Consider the following 17265-nt stretch of genomic DNA (forward strand, 5'->3'; position numbering starts at 1 on the left):
TTATGACAAAAATTGCTGTAGCTAAAGGCGATGGTATTGGCCCGGAGATTATGGACGCGGTGTTAAAAATATTTGATGCCGCAAAAGTACCGCTGGAATATGAATTTGTGGATATGGGCAAATGGGTTTTTGACAAAGGTTACAGCAATGGGATGACACCGGATGCGCAACGCAGCATTGAAACATTGGGCATTTTATTTAAAGGTCCGATGGAAACCCCGAAAGGTAAAGGTGTAAAAAGCGTAAATGTTACGGCGCGTAAAACATGGAACACTTACGCCAACAAAAGAACCTTTCAAACATTGCATGGTGTAGATACTGTTTTTAGTAAAGCGGGTATTCCAATTGATATTACAGTTGTGCGTGAAAATATTGAAGACACTTATGGTGGCGTAGAGCACATGCTTACTCATGATGTGGCATTGAGCCGTCGCTTTATAACAAGACCCGGAAGTTTGCAATTGATAAAGTATGCGTTTGAAATGGCCAAGAAAAAACAGGCCAAACGCATTACCTGTGGGCACAAGGCAAACATTATGAAAATAACTGATGGTTTGTTTCTTGAAGTGTTTTATGAAGTTGCCAAAGATTATCCTGAACTTAAAGCAGATGATGTAATCGTTGATGACCTTTGTATGAAACTCGTTACAAGACCTGATTTATTTGATACGGTTGTATTAACCAATTTACAGGGTGATATTGTAAGTGATCTTTGTGCCGGATTGGTTGGCGGGCTTGGATTTGCCCCGTCTGCGAATATAGGCGATCATATTTGTATTTTTGAAGCAGTGCATGGTACAGCGCCTGATATCGCAGGGAAAAATATTGCAAATCCAACTGCATTATTATTAAGTGGTTTTGGAATGCTTCGTCACCTTGGGATGATGGAAAGTGCGGCGATTATAGAAAATGCTTTGTTATATACCCTGGAACAGGGAATCCATACAGGCGACTTTGGAAATAAATCAATCCCGTCTTTAAATACCACTGAGTTTGCGGAAGCAATTATTGGCAATTTTGGTAAAGTACCGGAACAGGGTGCCAAACCTTTATTGAAAGATCTGCCCACCACTCAAACATATTTTAAATTAGAGAAAAATCCGATGATGGAATCTGCAGATGTGGCTAATGAAAAAATTGTGGGCGTGGATTTCTTTATTGAAAGCAATGAACAACCCATTACTATAGCTAATAAATGTATGCGTCATGCCGGTGTTAAATTTAAGCTTATTAATATCAGTAACCGTGGCACACAGGTTTGGCCAACAGGTTCAGTTTATACAAACCTGGTAAACCAGTACAATGTACGTTTTGAAAGCATTGATGATTTTCCGCTGAACCAGCAGGATGTGCTAGGGCTGTACGTAAGCATGAGCGGCAACTTCAAAATATGCTCTTCGGAACTATTACTGATGCTGGGTGATAAAAAAGCATATAGCCTTGCACAGGGCCAATAATTATTTTATCTTAAGCAATCTTTTCACACGCACAGATATTTCTGCCGGCTTAAATGGTTTTGAAATATAATCATTGGCACCAAGTGTTAGCGCTTCCAACACAGTAGCTTCCTGGTCCATAGCAGAAAGTACAAGTATGGGTACTTTATTTCCGGAAGACCGCACCACACTTATGAGATCAAGGCCTGAAGTAAAAGGCATCAATATATCTGTAATAATAAGATCAGGCTTAAATGACTCCAGTGCTTCCAATGCTTCACGGCCATCCGTGTTTATACTCAGCGTATACCCTTCATTAGTAAGCTGCTGCTTTATAACTACCATCATCAGTGGGTCATCCTCTGCAATTAATATTTTCATGGGTTTTTGGTTTTTAAGGATATAGCTACATCATGGAAATAATTGTGTATTGGCATGAAATAACGAGTATTCAAATTATTTAGAAACAAGACTTTTACGTTTTGACTTTATTTTAACCAGATACATGGCTTCAATTCTACTATTTTTGTCGGCGCTGGTCAAAATCCGGAAACAAATTTAATTATCAAAAGCTGCATAATGAAGAAAATATTGCTGGCAATATTAGGTGTGGGTATTTTTACGCTTGCAAACGCTCAAATAAAAGACACGTCTGCAATAAAAGATTTGGAAAAAGCAAAGGAAAAACCTAAAACAGACTGGAAAAAACTTGATCTGAGCAATAGGGCCAATGATCATTTTATGATCCAGTTTGGATATGATGGATGGTCAAATGCTCCGGATTCCGCTAACCCAGGTGGCTTTTCAAGACATTTCAATTTCTATTTTATGCTTGACAAGCCTTTCAAAGCCAACCCTCATTATAGTGTTGGTATAGGAGCCGGGTTTGCCAGCAGCAATATTTTCTTTAGCAATACTTATATAGACCTCAAGTCTACAACTTCTACCACACTGCCTTTTAAAAATGTATCTGCTACAGATCATTTTAAGCATTATAAACTTACTACTACCTGGATTGAAGCACCTTTGGAATTCCGCTATGCATCAAACCCGGTAACACCAGATAAGGGTTGGAAAGCAGCTTTGGGTTTGAAATTCGGGCTTATGCTTAAAGCATACACTAAAGGGAAAGACCTGCAAAATGCTTCCGGCACTTCTTTATATGGCAAATCATATGCACAAAAAGAATATGATAAAAAATTCTTTAATACCAGTCGTGTAGCTGCTACAGCAAGGATAGGTATGGGTAATTTTTCGTTAGATGGTTCCTATAGTTTAACGGGATTGCTAAAATCAGCATCCGGATCTTCTACCAATCCATACTCAATAGGACTAACGATAAGTGGCTTATAAATTCAGTTAATGCTATAAAATATTAGACAGCTAATCGGCTGTCTTTTTTATTGAATGTTAGTACCGGTAAAGCAACTTGCATTTAAATGGTGCCAGCTTTCTGTATCTTGTAGCATCTTCGTTGCGTCGCATTACGTTCATCTGTTGAATATTTATTCATCTTTTTGATTTTAGATTAATAGAAATAGAATACAAATCATTTTTTAATAAAGGCATTTATAATTGAATTTCTTTTAATGTGGAAAACATTGCATCAAGTTGAATAATACTACAGAACGATGAATGTAATGCGACGCAACCGTGGCTAAATAGCTGTACTGGCTTATGTTACCTTAGATATATGATTTTAGAGAGTAGTCATTTTTAAAAAACCACGAAGGGTTTACAAGAATATATTCCGATGCTTTAAAACAAATTAAAATGGTGTGGGGACAGGACTTATTAAGACATGTGGATTTATTTTTTTTAAAAAAAATGTTCACGATGAATAGATAAAATCTTAGATTGCACACAGATAACCGACACACCCAGGGTTATCTTTTTTATTTTTAACCGTACCAAAATATCCTACTAAACTTCAATGGATTTAGTAGTAATGAAAACGCAATGACCCTCATTCAAGAACAAGAACTAATCGGGTTCTGGGATTGGGAAATTTCATCACGAAAAAAGTATCTCAGCCCTGTAATCAAAAACATGCTGGGATATGAAGATCACGAAATTTCCGATGATCCGGATACCTGGATAAACCTGATTCTGAAAGAAGATCAGCCTACTGTGATTAATTCTTATCAGAAACATGTTTCTTCAAAAGGAGCTTACCCTTATGAAGTACGTGCCCGCTTCAGGCACAAGAACGGCAGCATAGTACATGTACTTTCCAAAGGAAAAATAACAGAATGGGATTATATGGGCAATCCTGTGCGCATGATTGGTTATGACACAGATATAACAGGCATCGTTAAAGATTATACTGTACTGGAAGAACATCATGAACAGTATAAAACTGTAATCGATATTATGAACGCCGGTATATGGTCTTATGATATTTATCAGGGGAAACAATATTGGTCTGACAATTTTTACAACGCCATAGGTTATAATGCGGGAGAGATTGCGCCAACTTATTTTAACCTCTTGCATGTACTTACACACCCGGAAGATAATAGCAGGCTTGTAAAAGCAATTGATGACCACATAAAGCATAAGATACCTTACTCGCTTGATGTCAGACTACAAAATAAAGACGGCGTATACAACTGGTTTGAAACCTCAGGAAAGGTTTCTTATAATGAAGAAAATCAACCATCTAAAATAACGGGTTTTATAGTTAAACGAAAAGAGCGTGTTGAAACGGCCCCTGTATTGGAAAATATTGCTGCTGCGTCACCTGTTCAATTGCCTTCGGGAGAATTTGAATACGACCTTAACCGTGCAAGGTTCACTTTCTCTAATGAAGTATTGGAAATACTCGAATTGGGAGTGGAAGCACCTCTAAAGTTTGAGCCGATAAATAATATGTTTACAGATACTTCGCAGGAGGCTTTCCAGGAAGGATTTAATAAAGCAGTATATGCAAGAGAGCAATATGAAATAATTCTCACCTGTACTACACCAAGAGGTAATATCAAAACTTTGCGGGAAAAAGCCGGCCCTGTAATTGATAGCACAGGTAAGGTTGTGGCTTTAAAAGGTATTATCGAAGAGCTCAATAGCAGAAAAGCAACAGAATCTGAATTAGCGGGTTCCGTTTCAAACCAGGTGGGTGAGCAAAACAAAAGGTTACTGAATTTTGCACATATTGCTTCGCATAACCTTAGAAGTCATGCAAGCAACCTGCAAATGATATTGCAGGTATTAAGTACTACGCAGAATGAAGAAGAGCGCAAATTCTGTCTCGATTCATTGCAGAAAATTTCTACATCGCTTTCAAAAAGTATTAGTAACCTAAATGACCTTATGGCTGTAGAAACAGAGTTAAATATTTCAAGGGTGCCTATCTCATTTAAAGAAGTACTTAATAATGTGACAGGCACATTATCTCAACAGATTAATGATACAAAAGCAACTATTGAATCTGATTTTAGTAAATGCCCGATCATTGATTATGTACCCGCTTATATTGAAAGTATCATACTGAACCTTGTATCCAATGCTATTAAATACCGCAGCCCGCAGAGAACACCGCATGTAGTTTTACGATCCTATATGGACAACGGTAAAACCATGCTCACTATTAAGGATAACGGAATGGGCATAGACCTTACCAAGCATAGAGATAAACTTTTCCGTATGCACCAGACATTCCATAATCATCCGGATTCAAGAGGCATTGGTTTGTTGATTACGAAGAACCAGATAGAAGCTATGGGCGGCACTATTAATGTAGAAAGTGAGCCAGGAACAGGTACAACCTTTACAATTAAATTCTAAGATGATGTCAACAAACAGCAGGCAGGTCAGATCCTGCCTTATTGACGATGATTTTATCCACCAGTTTGGAATGAAAAGGATGATACAACGATATCAGCCATCGGAAGGAGTTATTGAGTTTTCAAATGGTCTTGATGCCATTAATTTTTTTAAAACACCACATTCAGATAGTGAAATTCCTGAACTGATCTTTTTAGATATTAACATGCCGGTTATGAATGGCTGGGAGTTTATGGATGAATTTGTAAAGATCAGGTCGACCATTCAAAAGAAAATAGACATTTATATTTTAAGTTCATCAACAGACAGCCAGGATATTCAAAAAGCAAAATCAAATCCTGAAATAACAGATTACATTGTAAAACCACTTACGCCAGATCTCCTCAAAAATATTTTCCTTTCCGAAAAGGAAAAAGAACAAATTCATTAAAAAAGGACGTTAGTACCAGCGTCCTTTTTTTATATCTATCGTGAGACATATTCATCTGCTATTTGTAACGCTTCACTGATAATAGAAAGACCTTCATCTATTTCTTCTTTTGAAATACATAATGGTGGGGCGATAAAAATGTAGTTCCATCTTACAAAAGTGTACATACCCAGCTCTTTTAATTTTGCTGCTACTTTATTCATGATGGTCATTTGATCAGGCTTTGCATTGAATGGCGCCATCGGTTCTTTTGTTGCTCTGTTCTTTACCAATTCAATGCAACCAAGCAATCCTGTATTCCTGAAATCTCCAATGCTTGGATGTTTTGCCATTAATTTTTCTACTTCCGCTTCAATATATTTTCCCATTGTTTCTGCATTCTCTATCAGGTTATCTTCTTCATATATATTCAACACTTCCAATGCAGCAGCGCAGCACGTGGCATGTGCTGAATAAGTAAGTCCCAGCCACAATACATTATCATCAAAATGAGCAGCTATCTTATCACTTACTATTAGCGCACCAAAAGGCAAATAGCCCGATGTCAACCCTTTCGCTGTTGCGATTATATCAGGCACTACACCATGTGTGTCAATACCAAACCAGTTGCCCGTTCTGCCAAGCCCACTCATTACTTCATCTGCTATCAGCAGAATATTATATTTATCACACAGTGCTCTTACCTTTTGCAAATAATCAGCAGGATATTTTATACAACCTGATGAACCGCTCTCTCCTTCCATTAGCAATGCAGCAATATTTTCCGGGCCTTCAAATTGTATCACTCTTTCAATATGGCTTACACACTCTCTTGAACAACTTGTTATCTCTTTGCCCCATGGACAACGATAGCAATAAGGATCTTCCACATGAATTACATTCGGCATTTGTTGCGCATCGCTTGCCAGTTTACGTGGATCACCGCCCGCAGTCATAGCGCCATAACTTGCTCCATGAAAAGCCCGGTAACGTGCAATGATCTTATGTTTGCCTGTATACAATCTCGCCATTTTAATGGCATTCTCAATAGCTTCTGCCCCACCAATCGTGAACAACGTTTTGGTAAGATTACCCGGACTGATCTCTGCAATCTTCTTCCCCAGATCGCCACGCACTTTAGTGGCACATGCAGGCGTAACATAACTTACTTGCTGCATTTGCTTTACCACCGCATCTGTTACACGCTGATCTCCATGACCAATATTTACATTCATCAAACCGGAAGAAAAATCTATATAACGTTTGCCATCATAATCGTACAGGTAAACACCTTTTGCATACTTAACTGCAATCGGGCTAAGCCCTTTTTGTTTACTCCATGAAAACAAAGTATAATCAAGATTATTCTTTATGATCTCCTGTGCTTCAGAAATAGAAATTGTTTGCGGCATAAAATGTATGTTGAATATTCAATTATAAATGTAGACGAAATTTTTATTATCCCAACTTCACAATTGCTATTATACTTTTGTTGCGTCGCACTCTTTAGCATTATAAGCATTGCTGAGCAAAGATCAAAGCGTACAAGAGTGCGACGCAACCAATGCTTAATCATTGATTCAAAAGCCCGGTACCAAAAAAATATTATCCTGTAAAATATACGGAATAGATACAAGTTGTATATTGAGGCCCATGTATTCGAAGCTGCCATTACTATTACTGTTGTTCATTTCATTACGATCATTTTGCCAGCAAGCAGAAATATTTAAACCAGATTCCATAAAAAAAGAATTGAATGCTGTAGAAATAAAAAGCACCTTACATGTCGATGGTATATTGAATGAACCCGAATGGAACCTTGCAAAACCATCTCCTGATTTTATACAGATTGAACCTTACCAGGGTCAATTGTCAAATTTTAGAACTGATGTAAAAGTTTTATACAACCAGCTGTATTTATACCTTGGAATTTTTTCACATGATTCACTCGGCAGAAAAGCAATTCGTGCTACAGATTTTAAAAGAGATTTTGACTACCGCCAGCATGATCTTATAAATTTTTCGTTTGATGGATTCAACGATAAGCGCAATGCCATGTGTTTTGCAGTTAATGCTTATGGTGTACAGCGCGATTACCTGAGTTTTGATGATCTTTATTTTGACGAGAACTGGGATGGTCTTTGGCGTGTACGTGCTACAAGAACTGATTCTGGCTGGTATGCAGAAATCGCCATTCCATGGCAAACGCTTCGTTACCCCAGAACAAAAGACAGTATTCAGAATTGGGGAATGAATGTTTATAGGAACAGGCGGCTTACAAACGAGATATCAGCGTTCTCACCTTTTCCACGGGTATTCAGTAATTCAAGAATGGAGTATGCAGGTGTACTTAAAGATTTGCAACCACCGCCACCAAAGCCTAATATTCGTATTCAGCCATATGTGCTTAGTTCATTTGATCATTATAAAAATTTTGATGAGTCTGTAAAACCAAATCAAACAAAAACAAAGATTGGTGGCGATATAAAATGGGCTGTCAATACAAACGCAGTGCTCGATCTTACCGTTAACACAGATTTTGCACAGGCAGATGCAGATCTGCAGGTAAATAATGCAACAAGATTCTCTGTATTCTTTCCTGAGAAGCGTCAATTCTTTTTAGAGAATGCTTCGTTATTTAGCCCGGCTATTCAGCAAGCCGGTGATGGCTCCGGTGGCTTTATGCATATACAACCTTTCTTTAGCAGAACGATTGGATTGGATACGCTCGGTAATCCTATACCAATCGTTGCCGGTGGAAGATTTGTGAACCGTTCTTCAAAAAGAAATTATGGAGCAATTGTTATGCGCCAGGAAGAAACAAACAACAGCCCTGCAACGAATTATTTTGTGGGCAGATATTCTCAAAATTTTGGCCAGCAAAATCGCATTGGCATTTTATCAAGCATAAAAAATACTCCGTCAGGTTCAAATATTGAAAGTACAATTGATGGATTCTTTCGTTTGGGAGAATCACAATCTCTGAATACAATTCTTACACACACAATCTCTACAAATGCCAATCAGCAGGGGTTTGCAGGCTTTGCACAATATTATAATTCTACCAATCACTATAAATTCTGGTGGACACAATCTGTTGTTACAAAAAATTTCGATCCTGAAATGGGTTTTGTATCACGCAAAGATGTTATTGGTACCACACCTGGTATGAACTGGTATTATCGCGGAAAATTATTACCCTTTAAAAAAATATTACGTGCCTACGAACCGGGCTTTCTTCCCGAATTTTACTGGCAGACATCTACCGGAAAATTTATTGAACGAAGTTTATACTTCTGGCCCGTGTGGCTGAACTTTCAAAACGGTGCATATTTGGGATATTCAATTACACCTGTCTTTCAACGATTAACAGAACCATTTCAACCGCTTGGCATAACAATCAATCCAGGCGATTATAATTATTTCCAAAATGAAATAATTTTTACAAGCGATCCTTCGAAGGTGCTGAGTATTGCGGGTGATTACAAATGGGGAACCTACTTTAACGGGAAACTAAATGCCAGTGACTGGAAATTACAGTTTGCGCCTATTCCGCACATTTCTTTGCTTGCAGAATTTAACCGAAATCATTTTATAGATGTTGGTGAGCCAAAAACCAATTCAACAATTGATCTCTACATTATACAAGGTCGCTTTGCATTGAATCCACGCATGCAGCTGATTGGGTTCTATCAAAAAAATTCACTCGATAATTCTGATAGCTACAACATTCGTTTTTCATGGGAATATTCTCCGCTGTCTTACATTTATTTTATTTACAATCATGGAAGCCTTACAGATCTTCAACATGTAAAGCAATCAGAAGATCATGTAATATTTAAAGTAAGTTATTTGAAACAGTTTTGATTTTTTTTGTACCCGGCTTTTGTATTTCATGGCATCAACTGTTGCGTCGCACTCTTGTACGTTCTGTTCAATATTATACCGAACGCACAAGTGAGTGACACAACAACCGATGCCACCTGCACTGCAGTTTGTAACAAAAAATTCTTCACTAATAATCTGCTACACGAATCGGATCTGCAGGTTGATGCACTTCTTTATGTGGAGGCAGATCTTTCATAATAATTTCTATTGCTTTTTCTAATTGCGCATCATGACCATTGAGTAAATCTTTTGGATAATTTTCTACTTCAACATCCGGCGCAACACCTGTTTGTTCAATGATCCATTTTTCATCTGTACTAAAGATGCCTATGTTTGGCGATGTTATATAACCGCCATCCATTAAGCCGGGATTGCCGGCATTGCCGACAAGAATTCCAAACGTAGTTGTACCAACAAGTTTGCCTACCCCTTTTGCACGAAACATATATGGCATAAGGTCTCCGCCGGATAGTGCATGTGAATTGGTAAGCATAACTTTTGGTCCGTTGATGACAGCATTTGGAATTGAGAAAGGTTTGTTATCGCGCTGATTGGAATACATAACCGTTTTGCGTGCAAGCAGGTCAACAATATAATCAGCAGCATAACCACCCATGTTATTGCGGTCATCTGCAATTACTGCATCTTTATTTAACTGAGTGAAAAAATAACGATTCGTGAAATCGTAACCGCCATCAGCAGTGTTTGGCAAATACACATAAGCAATTCTTCCGCCGCTTAGTGAATCAACAATACGTCGGTTTTCTTCTACGCGGTCCATGAACCGCAAACCGCTTTCAGATGGCACAGGCACTACAATAAAATCTTTTGCACTTTTCATCGATGCAGAATCATTCACTGTAATTCTTGTTTGCTTTCCTGCTGTATTTTGAAAGAGACTGTACACATTTATTTTTGCATCAAGCGGAATGCCATTTACGGCAAGCAAATATTGACCTTGCTTTACATCAATACCGGGCTGTGTAAGCGGCGCAGTAAGATTGGGGTTCCAGTTAAGACCTGAATATATTTTTTTAAACTTATAATATCCACTTACGATTTCATAATCTGCGCCAAGCAAACCAACGCTAACGCTTTTTGTTTTAGGAAAATCTCCACCACCAACAAACACATGACCCAGCACAAGTTCACCTAACATTTGCCTGATCACATATTCCAGGTCGCTTCTGTGTGCGAGGTATGGAAGAAATATCGAGTATTTCTTTTTCAATGCTTCGAGGTTTGCACCATTAGCATTCTTTACATAGAGAAAATCTCTTTCAATGCGCCAAACTTCATTGTACATCTGTGCCCATTCTTTTTCAGGATCTACATATACTTTTATAGCGGCAGTATTCAACGCACCATCGCCAACATTGGCTTTATTAGTTGTAACAATTCCATACGAACCATTAGCTATATAAAGCATTTTCTTCCCATCATTACTTACTATATAATAATTTATGCCGCTCATTACCACATCTGATTTTCTTTTTTCAATATCATAACCATTTAATGTTGCAGTCGGCACATGATAATCCTGCGTTAGATAATACAACTGACCATCAACAAGAGCGCTTAATGCATAAATATTTTTCGCTGGAATTGGTAATGTTTCTATACGTTGCTGAATATTATCAAGATCAATTACAACAGCTGATTCTTTTGAAGAATCTGTTTTGTCTGCAGGTTTGTCTTTTTTATTTTTTTTACTATCATCAGTAGTTGCTGGTTTTTCTGCTGTAGCAGCTACTGTTTCTTCATCGCTTTGGGGTTTTAGTATGGATGGATTCTTTTTTGATAGAACAATAGCGTAGATATTGCTTCTTGTTTCATGATCATAGCTCGTTAGATCAAGCCATGCTTCGCCCGGGCCATAATTTGTACTTGCAGTAAAGAAAATATATTTACCATCTTTACTGAATACAGGAAAGTTTGCTTCGCTCATTGCATCTGTTAACTGGTATTTCTTTTTATCAGCAATATTGTATAGGAAGATGGCTCCAAAATGGTTGTCAACGCGATTATTATACGTTATCCATTTTGAATCGGTAGACCAGCAGTAACTTATTTGTGGGGCTCCGGGAGTGTACCAGTCTTTATCAATTTCAACAGGCTTCTTTTCTGTAATATCAATGATAAATAATTTTCTTTGTTTGTCTGTGTATGCAATCTTTTTGCTGTCAGGGCTCCACACAGGATGAAAATAAAAACCAATACTATCAAGCTTTATCGTTACAGCATCTTTCTCTCCTTTCTGATCTTTCAGTTTCAAAGTATACTCACCACTTTCATCACTGAAGTATGCGATCCATTTTCCATCGGGGCTCCATGCAGGATCTCTTTCGTTGGCATTTGTTGTGTTGGTAATATTTCTTACATCGCCTTTGTCAAGTGGTACAGTAAATATTTCACCACGCACTTCCATTAACGCTCTTAATCCTGTTGGAGAAATATTTACATTCGTAATGCTGCCATCAGCATCTGCAAAGTATGAACGTTTTGATATCATGTCTTCCTGTATTGTCACAGGCACATGTGTAACCTGGTCGGTAGACGGGTTTAGTAAAAATATTTTCCCCGCCTGCTCAAACGCCAATTCACTTCCGTTTGAATAAAGTGTTTTTACATCAAAATCTTTTAGCGATGTAACCTGCGACACAGCTTTTGTTTGCACATTGTATTTATAAACATTCACGTAATGATTATCGCGATCGCTTAAAAAATAGATCGTGTTATTGTCTGTCCATACAGGTCTGCTGCTGTTTGAATTTGCAGCGGCAATTTCTTCTATATCATGTGTTGAATTATTAAAGATCCAGATGCGCAGTTTATCTCCACCACGATACAATCTAAAGTTCGCCCATTCATTTACATCAACAGAACGTATATAGGCAGTATATTTTCCATCAGGTGAAACACTACCCTGGCTTGCTTCAGGCATAGGCAACATTTGTTCTATGCCAGTAGTAATACTTACTTCAAAAAGCTGCAGGTTAAAGTTGTGCCATACGGATCTTGAAGAAGAAAAAACAATTTTATCGTTGCCATCCCAACTGCGCACTTCATCCGGTGAAGGATGATACGTTAATCTTTTTGGTGTACCACCGCTTGCAGCAACAATATATACGTCTTCATTTCCATCGTAGTTTCCGTTAAATGCAATCCACTTTCCATCGGGCGAAAGCATTGGGTTACTTTCAACGCCGGGATTTACAGTGATCCTTTGCGGATGTGACCCATCGCGGTCTGTTGTCCACACATCTCCGCCATAGGCAAATGCAATTTTGTTATTACTTACAGACGGCGAACGCAGCAACAGGGTTTCCTGCGCAGCGGCGCTTATGCCTGCGCATACAAAGAGAATAAGCAGTTTGTACATATAGTATTATTTGAAAGTTGGTATGAAAAGGTCAGATAATAAATATAATAAAATATTTTTTGAACCCGGCAGAAGAATAAGCATTGAGCTTTCGTTGCGTCGCACACTTGTGCGTTCCATTTTTTGCTTAACAATGAACAAACCTTTGAAGTGAGTGACACAACAGGTGATGCCATAAAATACTAAAGCCGACAAACAAAAATTATTCACAATTGACAATTCCCCATTCACGACATTAGCTCATCCAATTCGTTCCAGCTTCAGGATTCCATTTGATCGTTGATTTTTTCAACCTGGTAAAAAATTCAATTGAACTTTTCCCTGTGATATCACCACTGCCGAATTTACTTTCATTCCAACCACCAAAAGAAAAAGGTTCACGCGGTACAGGCACACCAACATTTACGCCGATCATTCCTGCACTTGCTTTGTCAATTACAAACCTTGCGTAACTACCGTTTTGTGTGAATACACTTGCAGCATTGCCATAAGGATTGTTATTCTCAATCGCAACAGCTTCTTCCAAACTATTTGTACGCATTATGCTGATAACAGGACCAAATATCTCTTCTTTTGCAACAGACATTTCGGGTTTTACAAAATCAATTACAGTAGGACCAACATAAGTGCCATTCTCTTTTCCTTCAACAGTTGCACCGCGGCCATCCACTAAAATCTTTGCTCCTTGCTGTTCTGCTTCTGTAATGTATTGTTCAATTCTTTCTTTTGATTGCTTGCTAATGACAGCACCAAGATTTTTTCCCGGCACTACTTTCTTTGCTTCCTCGCAAATTTTATTGATGATGTGGTCAACATCGCCAACTGCTACCATTGCAGATGCTGCCATACAGCGCTGACCCGCACAACCACTCATGGATGCAGTAATATTTTGTGCGGTCATTTCAGGTTTGGCATCAGGTAAAACAATGAGGTGATTTTTTGCACCACCCAATGCAAGACATTGTTTAAAGTTATATGTAGCCGTTTGATAAACGATCTTCGCAACCTTAGTTGAACCAACGAATGTAACGGCTTCAATATCCGGATGGGCACAAATTGCAGTTGCAATTTCGCTATTACCATTTACTATATTGAAAACGCCATCTGGCAGGCCTGCTTCTTTTAACAAAGTTGCAATACGTGTCAATGTCAATGGGACTTTTTCTGATGGTTTTATGATCATGCAATTGCCAAGTGCGATTGCGTTAGGGATGGTCCAATTGGGAACCATTGCAGGGAAATTAAACGGAACGATGGATGCTACAACGCCAAGCGGAATACGCTCTGTTCTGCATTCTATACCTTTACTCACTTCTAATAATTCGCCTGTTACTAATTGGGGTAATGAACAGGCAAACTCCGTGAGCTCAATGCATTTTTCTATTTCAGCAACAGATTCACCAATGGTCTTCCCATTTTCTTCGCTGATCAATGCAGCAAGCTCATCCAGGTTTTTTTCGAGTAAATATTTGTAACGAAAGAACACCTGTACTCTTTCTTTGATGGGCGTTTTGCTCCATTTTGGAAATGCTTCTTTGGCTGCTTTAACTGCTTTGTTTAAATCGTCGGAAGACGACAAAGGAACAGTTGATAAACGTGTTCCATCTAAGGGAGAAATAACATCTAATGTTTTATCGGTTGTGGCATCAACAAATTTTCCGTTGATATAATTTTGAACGGGATTGTATTTCATAAATTTTTCCTCATGCAGAATGGCAGGAGAAATTAAAGTTATGGAATTGCTGCAAAGATTTGTAACAGTACAAGAGTGCGACGCAACAAAAGTTTAATACCGGTAATACAGCAGGTTAAAAAAAATTACTTACCCAGCAAATGATCAATGGCGTTATGATAATTTTCAAAAGTAAAGCTGCTCATTATTTTTTTCATGTTGGCAGCAATTTGTTCATTGCATAAATTTCCAATACTGCCTTCGTGTGTGTGATTGACATTGGTGGAGTAAGTATAGTTGCCTGCTTCGATATCTAAGCCAATTTTTTTGTAAGCGTCGCGGAAAGGTGTGCCTTGCAAAACAAGTTTGTTCACTTCTTCTACACTAAAGAGGAATTTATATTTATCGTCTTCGAGAATATTTTCTTTTACCTCCATATTGCTTAGCATAAGTCCAGCCATATCTATGCAATTGCGCAATGTTTCAAATGCAGGAAATAAATGTTCTTTTAGCAATTGAAGATCCCGGTGATAGCCGGATGGAAGATTGGTGGTCATCATCATGATCTCATTTGGCAACGCTTTGATGCGGTTGCAATGAGAACGGATCAATTCAAAAACATCAGGATTTTTTTTGTGCGGCATAATGCTGCTGCCTGTTGTAAGCTGTGTGGGAAAACTTACAAAACTAAAATTCTGATTAAGGAACAAACAAGCATCCATGCTAAGTTTGCTCAACGTATCTGCAATGTTTGATAATGCATATGCAACAATTCTTTCTGCTTTACCGCGACCCATTTGTGCGTAAACAACATTATAATTTAAATCTGCAAAGCCAAGTAATTTTGTTGTAAGTGTTCTGTTAATGGGGAATGAAGAACCATAGCCAGCAGCAGAACCTAATGGGTTTTTATTTACAATATCGAAGGCAGCTTTTAGCGTTATTGTATCATCAACCAAACTTTCTGCATAAGCGCCAAACCACAAACCGAATGATGATGGCATTGCCAATTGCAAATGCGTGTATCCTGGTAATAAATGCGTTTTGAATTTTTCGCTTTGCGTAATGAGTAAGTCAAAAAATGATTGAACAGATTGTACTGTTTTTTCCAATTCGCTTCTTAGAAACAATTTTACATCTACTAAAACCTGGTCGTTACGGCTGCGTGCAGAATGTATTTTTTTACCAACGTCGCCAAGCTTTTCAGTGAGCAAAAATTCAACCTGCGAGTGAACGTCCTCAATATTATCGTGAATTTTAAATGTTGAGTCTTGCGTAGATTTATAAATTTCTCTTAGTTCTTTTGTAAGTAACTCAGCTTCATCAATTGTAAGCAAGCCAACTGTTGCAAGCATTTTTGCATGGGCAATATTTCCAAGCACATCAAATGGTGCAAGTAATAAATCAAACTCACGGTCTTTGCCAACAGTGAATTGTTCCACTTCTTTTAATGATGCTGTATTTTTTGCCCAGAGTTTCATGTTCATTTTATTTATTGCCTCGTTGCTGAAATACTTGTTGCTGTGCAAGTGTGCGACGCAACGAAGTTTAATAGTTACTCTTCTGCCCGGCACATAATGCTACAATAATATTTTATCAAGCAGTTTTATATACAAATTAATTCCGTTTCTTATTTCATCAACATAAATAAATTCATCTGCTGTGTGGCTGCGTGCACTATCGCCGGGACCCATTTTCAATGTAGGAAAATTCATTAATGCTTTATCACTTGTTGTGGGCGAACCATAATATGATCTCCCCAGTTCAATGCCAGCTTTAATGAGCGGATGATCCAATGCAATAGAAGTGGAACGCAATCGTGAACTGCGTGGCTGAACATCGCAACTAACATTGCTTTTGATAATGCCGAGCACTTCCTCAAAAGTATACAACTCATTAACGCGAACATCAACCGTAAACTTACATTCATGTGGAACTACGTTGTGTTGTGAGCCTGCATTGATAATGGTTACACTCATCTTCATCGGTCCGAGCAAATCAGAAACTTTATCATACTTATATGTTCTGAACCATTCAATATCTTTTAATGCTTTGTAAATAGCATTCTCACCTTCTTCCCTTGCCGCATGACCAGCTCTGCCATGCGTGATACAATCCAGCACCAGCAAGCCTTTTTCGGCAACAGCCATATTCATTAATGTTGGTTCCCCAACAATTCCAAAATCAATTTTAGGTAATCGCGGCAACAAAATTTCAATACCGTTATGCCCGGAAATTTCTTCTTCAGCACTTGCAGCAATAAGAAGATTGTATTTTAAATTTTCCTGTTTGTAATAATGAATAAATGTTGCGATCAATGAAACCAAACAACCGCCTGCATCATTGCTTCCCAAACCATAAAGCTTTCCATCTTTTTCGATTGGCGTAAATGGATCGAGTGTATATGCTTTATTTGGCTTAACTGTATCGTGGTGTGAGTTGAGAACAATCGTAGGCTTGCTTTCATCAAAAAATTTATTCTTCGCCCAGATATTATTGAGATAACTATAAGTAGTAATTCCTTTTGAATCGAGAAAATTATCAATGATCTCTGCCGTGTTATCTTCTTCTTTTGAAAATGAAGGTGTGCTAATGAGCTTTTTTAAAAGGTCGATTGCAGCCTCCATTAAATCTCCCCCGGTGGGAGAGACCTTCGAACCATCCTGATAAGTATTATCTATGTACATAAAAC

General features: G+C 38.1%; 11 protein-coding genes. 5 read left to right on the top strand and 6 right to left on the bottom strand.

Annotated elements, in window-relative coordinates; all coding sequences use genetic code 11:
- The first annotated feature begins 2 nt into the window (after window positions 1–2).
- Window positions 3–1457, top strand: coding sequence for an isocitrate/isopropylmalate family dehydrogenase (locus FRZ67_RS13445; protein WP_147190073.1), 1455 nt, complete (start codon window positions 3–5; stop codon window positions 1455–1457).
- Here FRZ67_RS13445 and FRZ67_RS13450 read toward each other — a convergent pair whose 3' ends face one another.
- Entirely contained in the window at window positions 1458–1817 is a 360-nt protein-coding gene (locus FRZ67_RS13450; RefSeq protein ID WP_147190075.1) for a response regulator transcription factor, read from the bottom strand.
- A 198-nt stretch (window positions 1818–2015) separates the two neighbouring features.
- On the opposite strand from FRZ67_RS13450, the gene FRZ67_RS13455 reads away from it, so the two are divergent.
- The 3 genes from FRZ67_RS13455 to FRZ67_RS13465 all read left to right on the top strand — a co-directional run bounded on the left by FRZ67_RS13455 (window position 2016) and on the right by FRZ67_RS13465 (window position 5652).
- Complete coding sequence (locus tag FRZ67_RS13455) at window positions 2016–2789, top strand: outer membrane beta-barrel protein (RefSeq protein WP_147190077.1); 774 nt, start codon at window positions 2016–2018, stop codon at window positions 2787–2789.
- Window positions 2790–3395: 606 nt separating this feature from the next.
- The gene (locus FRZ67_RS13460; protein ID WP_147190079.1) at window positions 3396–5222 is read left to right on the top strand and encodes a PAS domain-containing sensor histidine kinase; all 1827 of its coding nucleotides are present in this window, start codon (window positions 3396–3398) and stop codon (window positions 5220–5222) included.
- Between the two features lies 1 nt (window position 5223).
- A complete protein-coding gene (locus FRZ67_RS13465; protein ID WP_225975336.1) occupies window positions 5224–5652 on the top strand; it encodes a response regulator in 429 nt (142 codons plus the stop codon).
- 35 nt (window positions 5653–5687) lie between these two features.
- On the opposite strand, the gene FRZ67_RS13470 is transcribed toward FRZ67_RS13465, so the two are convergent.
- Window positions 5688–7043 (bottom strand): aminotransferase class III-fold pyridoxal phosphate-dependent enzyme, encoded by a 1356-nt coding sequence (locus FRZ67_RS13470; RefSeq protein WP_147190081.1) that lies wholly within the window; start codon window positions 7041–7043, stop codon window positions 5688–5690.
- 241 nt (window positions 7044–7284) lie between these two features.
- Here FRZ67_RS13470 and FRZ67_RS13475 point away from each other — a divergent pair, with 241 nt between their 5' ends.
- A complete protein-coding gene (locus FRZ67_RS13475; protein WP_147190083.1) occupies window positions 7285–9498 on the top strand; it encodes a DUF5916 domain-containing protein in 2214 nt (737 codons plus the stop codon).
- A 148-nt stretch (window positions 9499–9646) separates the two neighbouring features.
- On the opposite strand, the gene FRZ67_RS13480 is transcribed toward FRZ67_RS13475, so the two are convergent.
- From FRZ67_RS13480 to FRZ67_RS13495, 4 genes are all read right to left on the bottom strand, one after another.
- Window positions 9647–12901: a S41 family peptidase gene (locus FRZ67_RS13480; RefSeq protein WP_147190085.1), complete on the bottom strand. Its 3255-nt coding sequence runs from the start codon at window positions 12899–12901 to the stop codon at window positions 9647–9649.
- 235 nt (window positions 12902–13136) lie between these two features.
- Window positions 13137–14594 (bottom strand): CoA-acylating methylmalonate-semialdehyde dehydrogenase, encoded by a 1458-nt coding sequence (locus FRZ67_RS13485; protein WP_147190087.1) that lies wholly within the window; start codon window positions 14592–14594, stop codon window positions 13137–13139.
- 125 nt (window positions 14595–14719) lie between these two features.
- Entirely contained in the window at window positions 14720–16054 is a 1335-nt protein-coding gene (gene argH / locus FRZ67_RS13490) for an argininosuccinate lyase (protein ID WP_147190089.1), read from the bottom strand.
- 99 nt (window positions 16055–16153) lie between these two features.
- Window positions 16154–17260 (bottom strand): M20 family metallo-hydrolase, encoded by a 1107-nt coding sequence (locus FRZ67_RS13495; RefSeq protein ID WP_147190092.1) that lies wholly within the window; start codon window positions 17258–17260, stop codon window positions 16154–16156.
- Window positions 17261–17265 lie beyond the last annotated feature (5 nt).

This window comes from Panacibacter ginsenosidivorans (assembly GCF_007971225.1).
Classification (GTDB): domain Bacteria; phylum Bacteroidota; class Bacteroidia; order Chitinophagales; family Chitinophagaceae; genus Panacibacter; species Panacibacter ginsenosidivorans.

Coding starts and splice junctions, on each gene's coding strand:
- argH (WP_147190089.1), bottom strand. CDS start 16,054: ATGAAACTCTGGGCAAAAAATACAGCATCATTAAAAGAAGTGGAACAA.
- FRZ67_RS13480 (WP_147190085.1), bottom strand. CDS start 12,901: ATGTACAAACTGCTTATTCTCTTTGTATGCGCAGGCATAAGCGCCGCT.
- FRZ67_RS13485 (WP_147190087.1), bottom strand. CDS start 14,594: ATGAAATACAATCCCGTTCAAAATTATATCAACGGAAAATTTGTTGAT.
- FRZ67_RS13465 (WP_225975336.1), top strand. CDS start 5,224: ATGATGTCAACAAACAGCAGGCAGGTCAGATCCTGCCTTATTGACGAT.
- FRZ67_RS13445 (WP_147190073.1), top strand. CDS start 3: ATGACAAAAATTGCTGTAGCTAAAGGCGATGGTATTGGCCCGGAGATT.
- FRZ67_RS13495 (WP_147190092.1), bottom strand. CDS start 17,260: ATGTACATAGATAATACTTATCAGGATGGTTCGAAGGTCTCTCCCACC.
- FRZ67_RS13450 (WP_147190075.1), bottom strand. CDS start 1,817: ATGAAAATATTAATTGCAGAGGATGACCCACTGATGATGGTAGTTATA.
- FRZ67_RS13470 (WP_147190081.1), bottom strand. CDS start 7,043: ATGCCGCAAACAATTTCTATTTCTGAAGCACAGGAGATCATAAAGAAT.
- FRZ67_RS13455 (WP_147190077.1), top strand. CDS start 2,016: ATGAAGAAAATATTGCTGGCAATATTAGGTGTGGGTATTTTTACGCTT.
- FRZ67_RS13460 (WP_147190079.1), top strand. CDS start 3,396: ATGACCCTCATTCAAGAACAAGAACTAATCGGGTTCTGGGATTGGGAA.
- FRZ67_RS13475 (WP_147190083.1), top strand. CDS start 7,285: ATGTATTCGAAGCTGCCATTACTATTACTGTTGTTCATTTCATTACGA.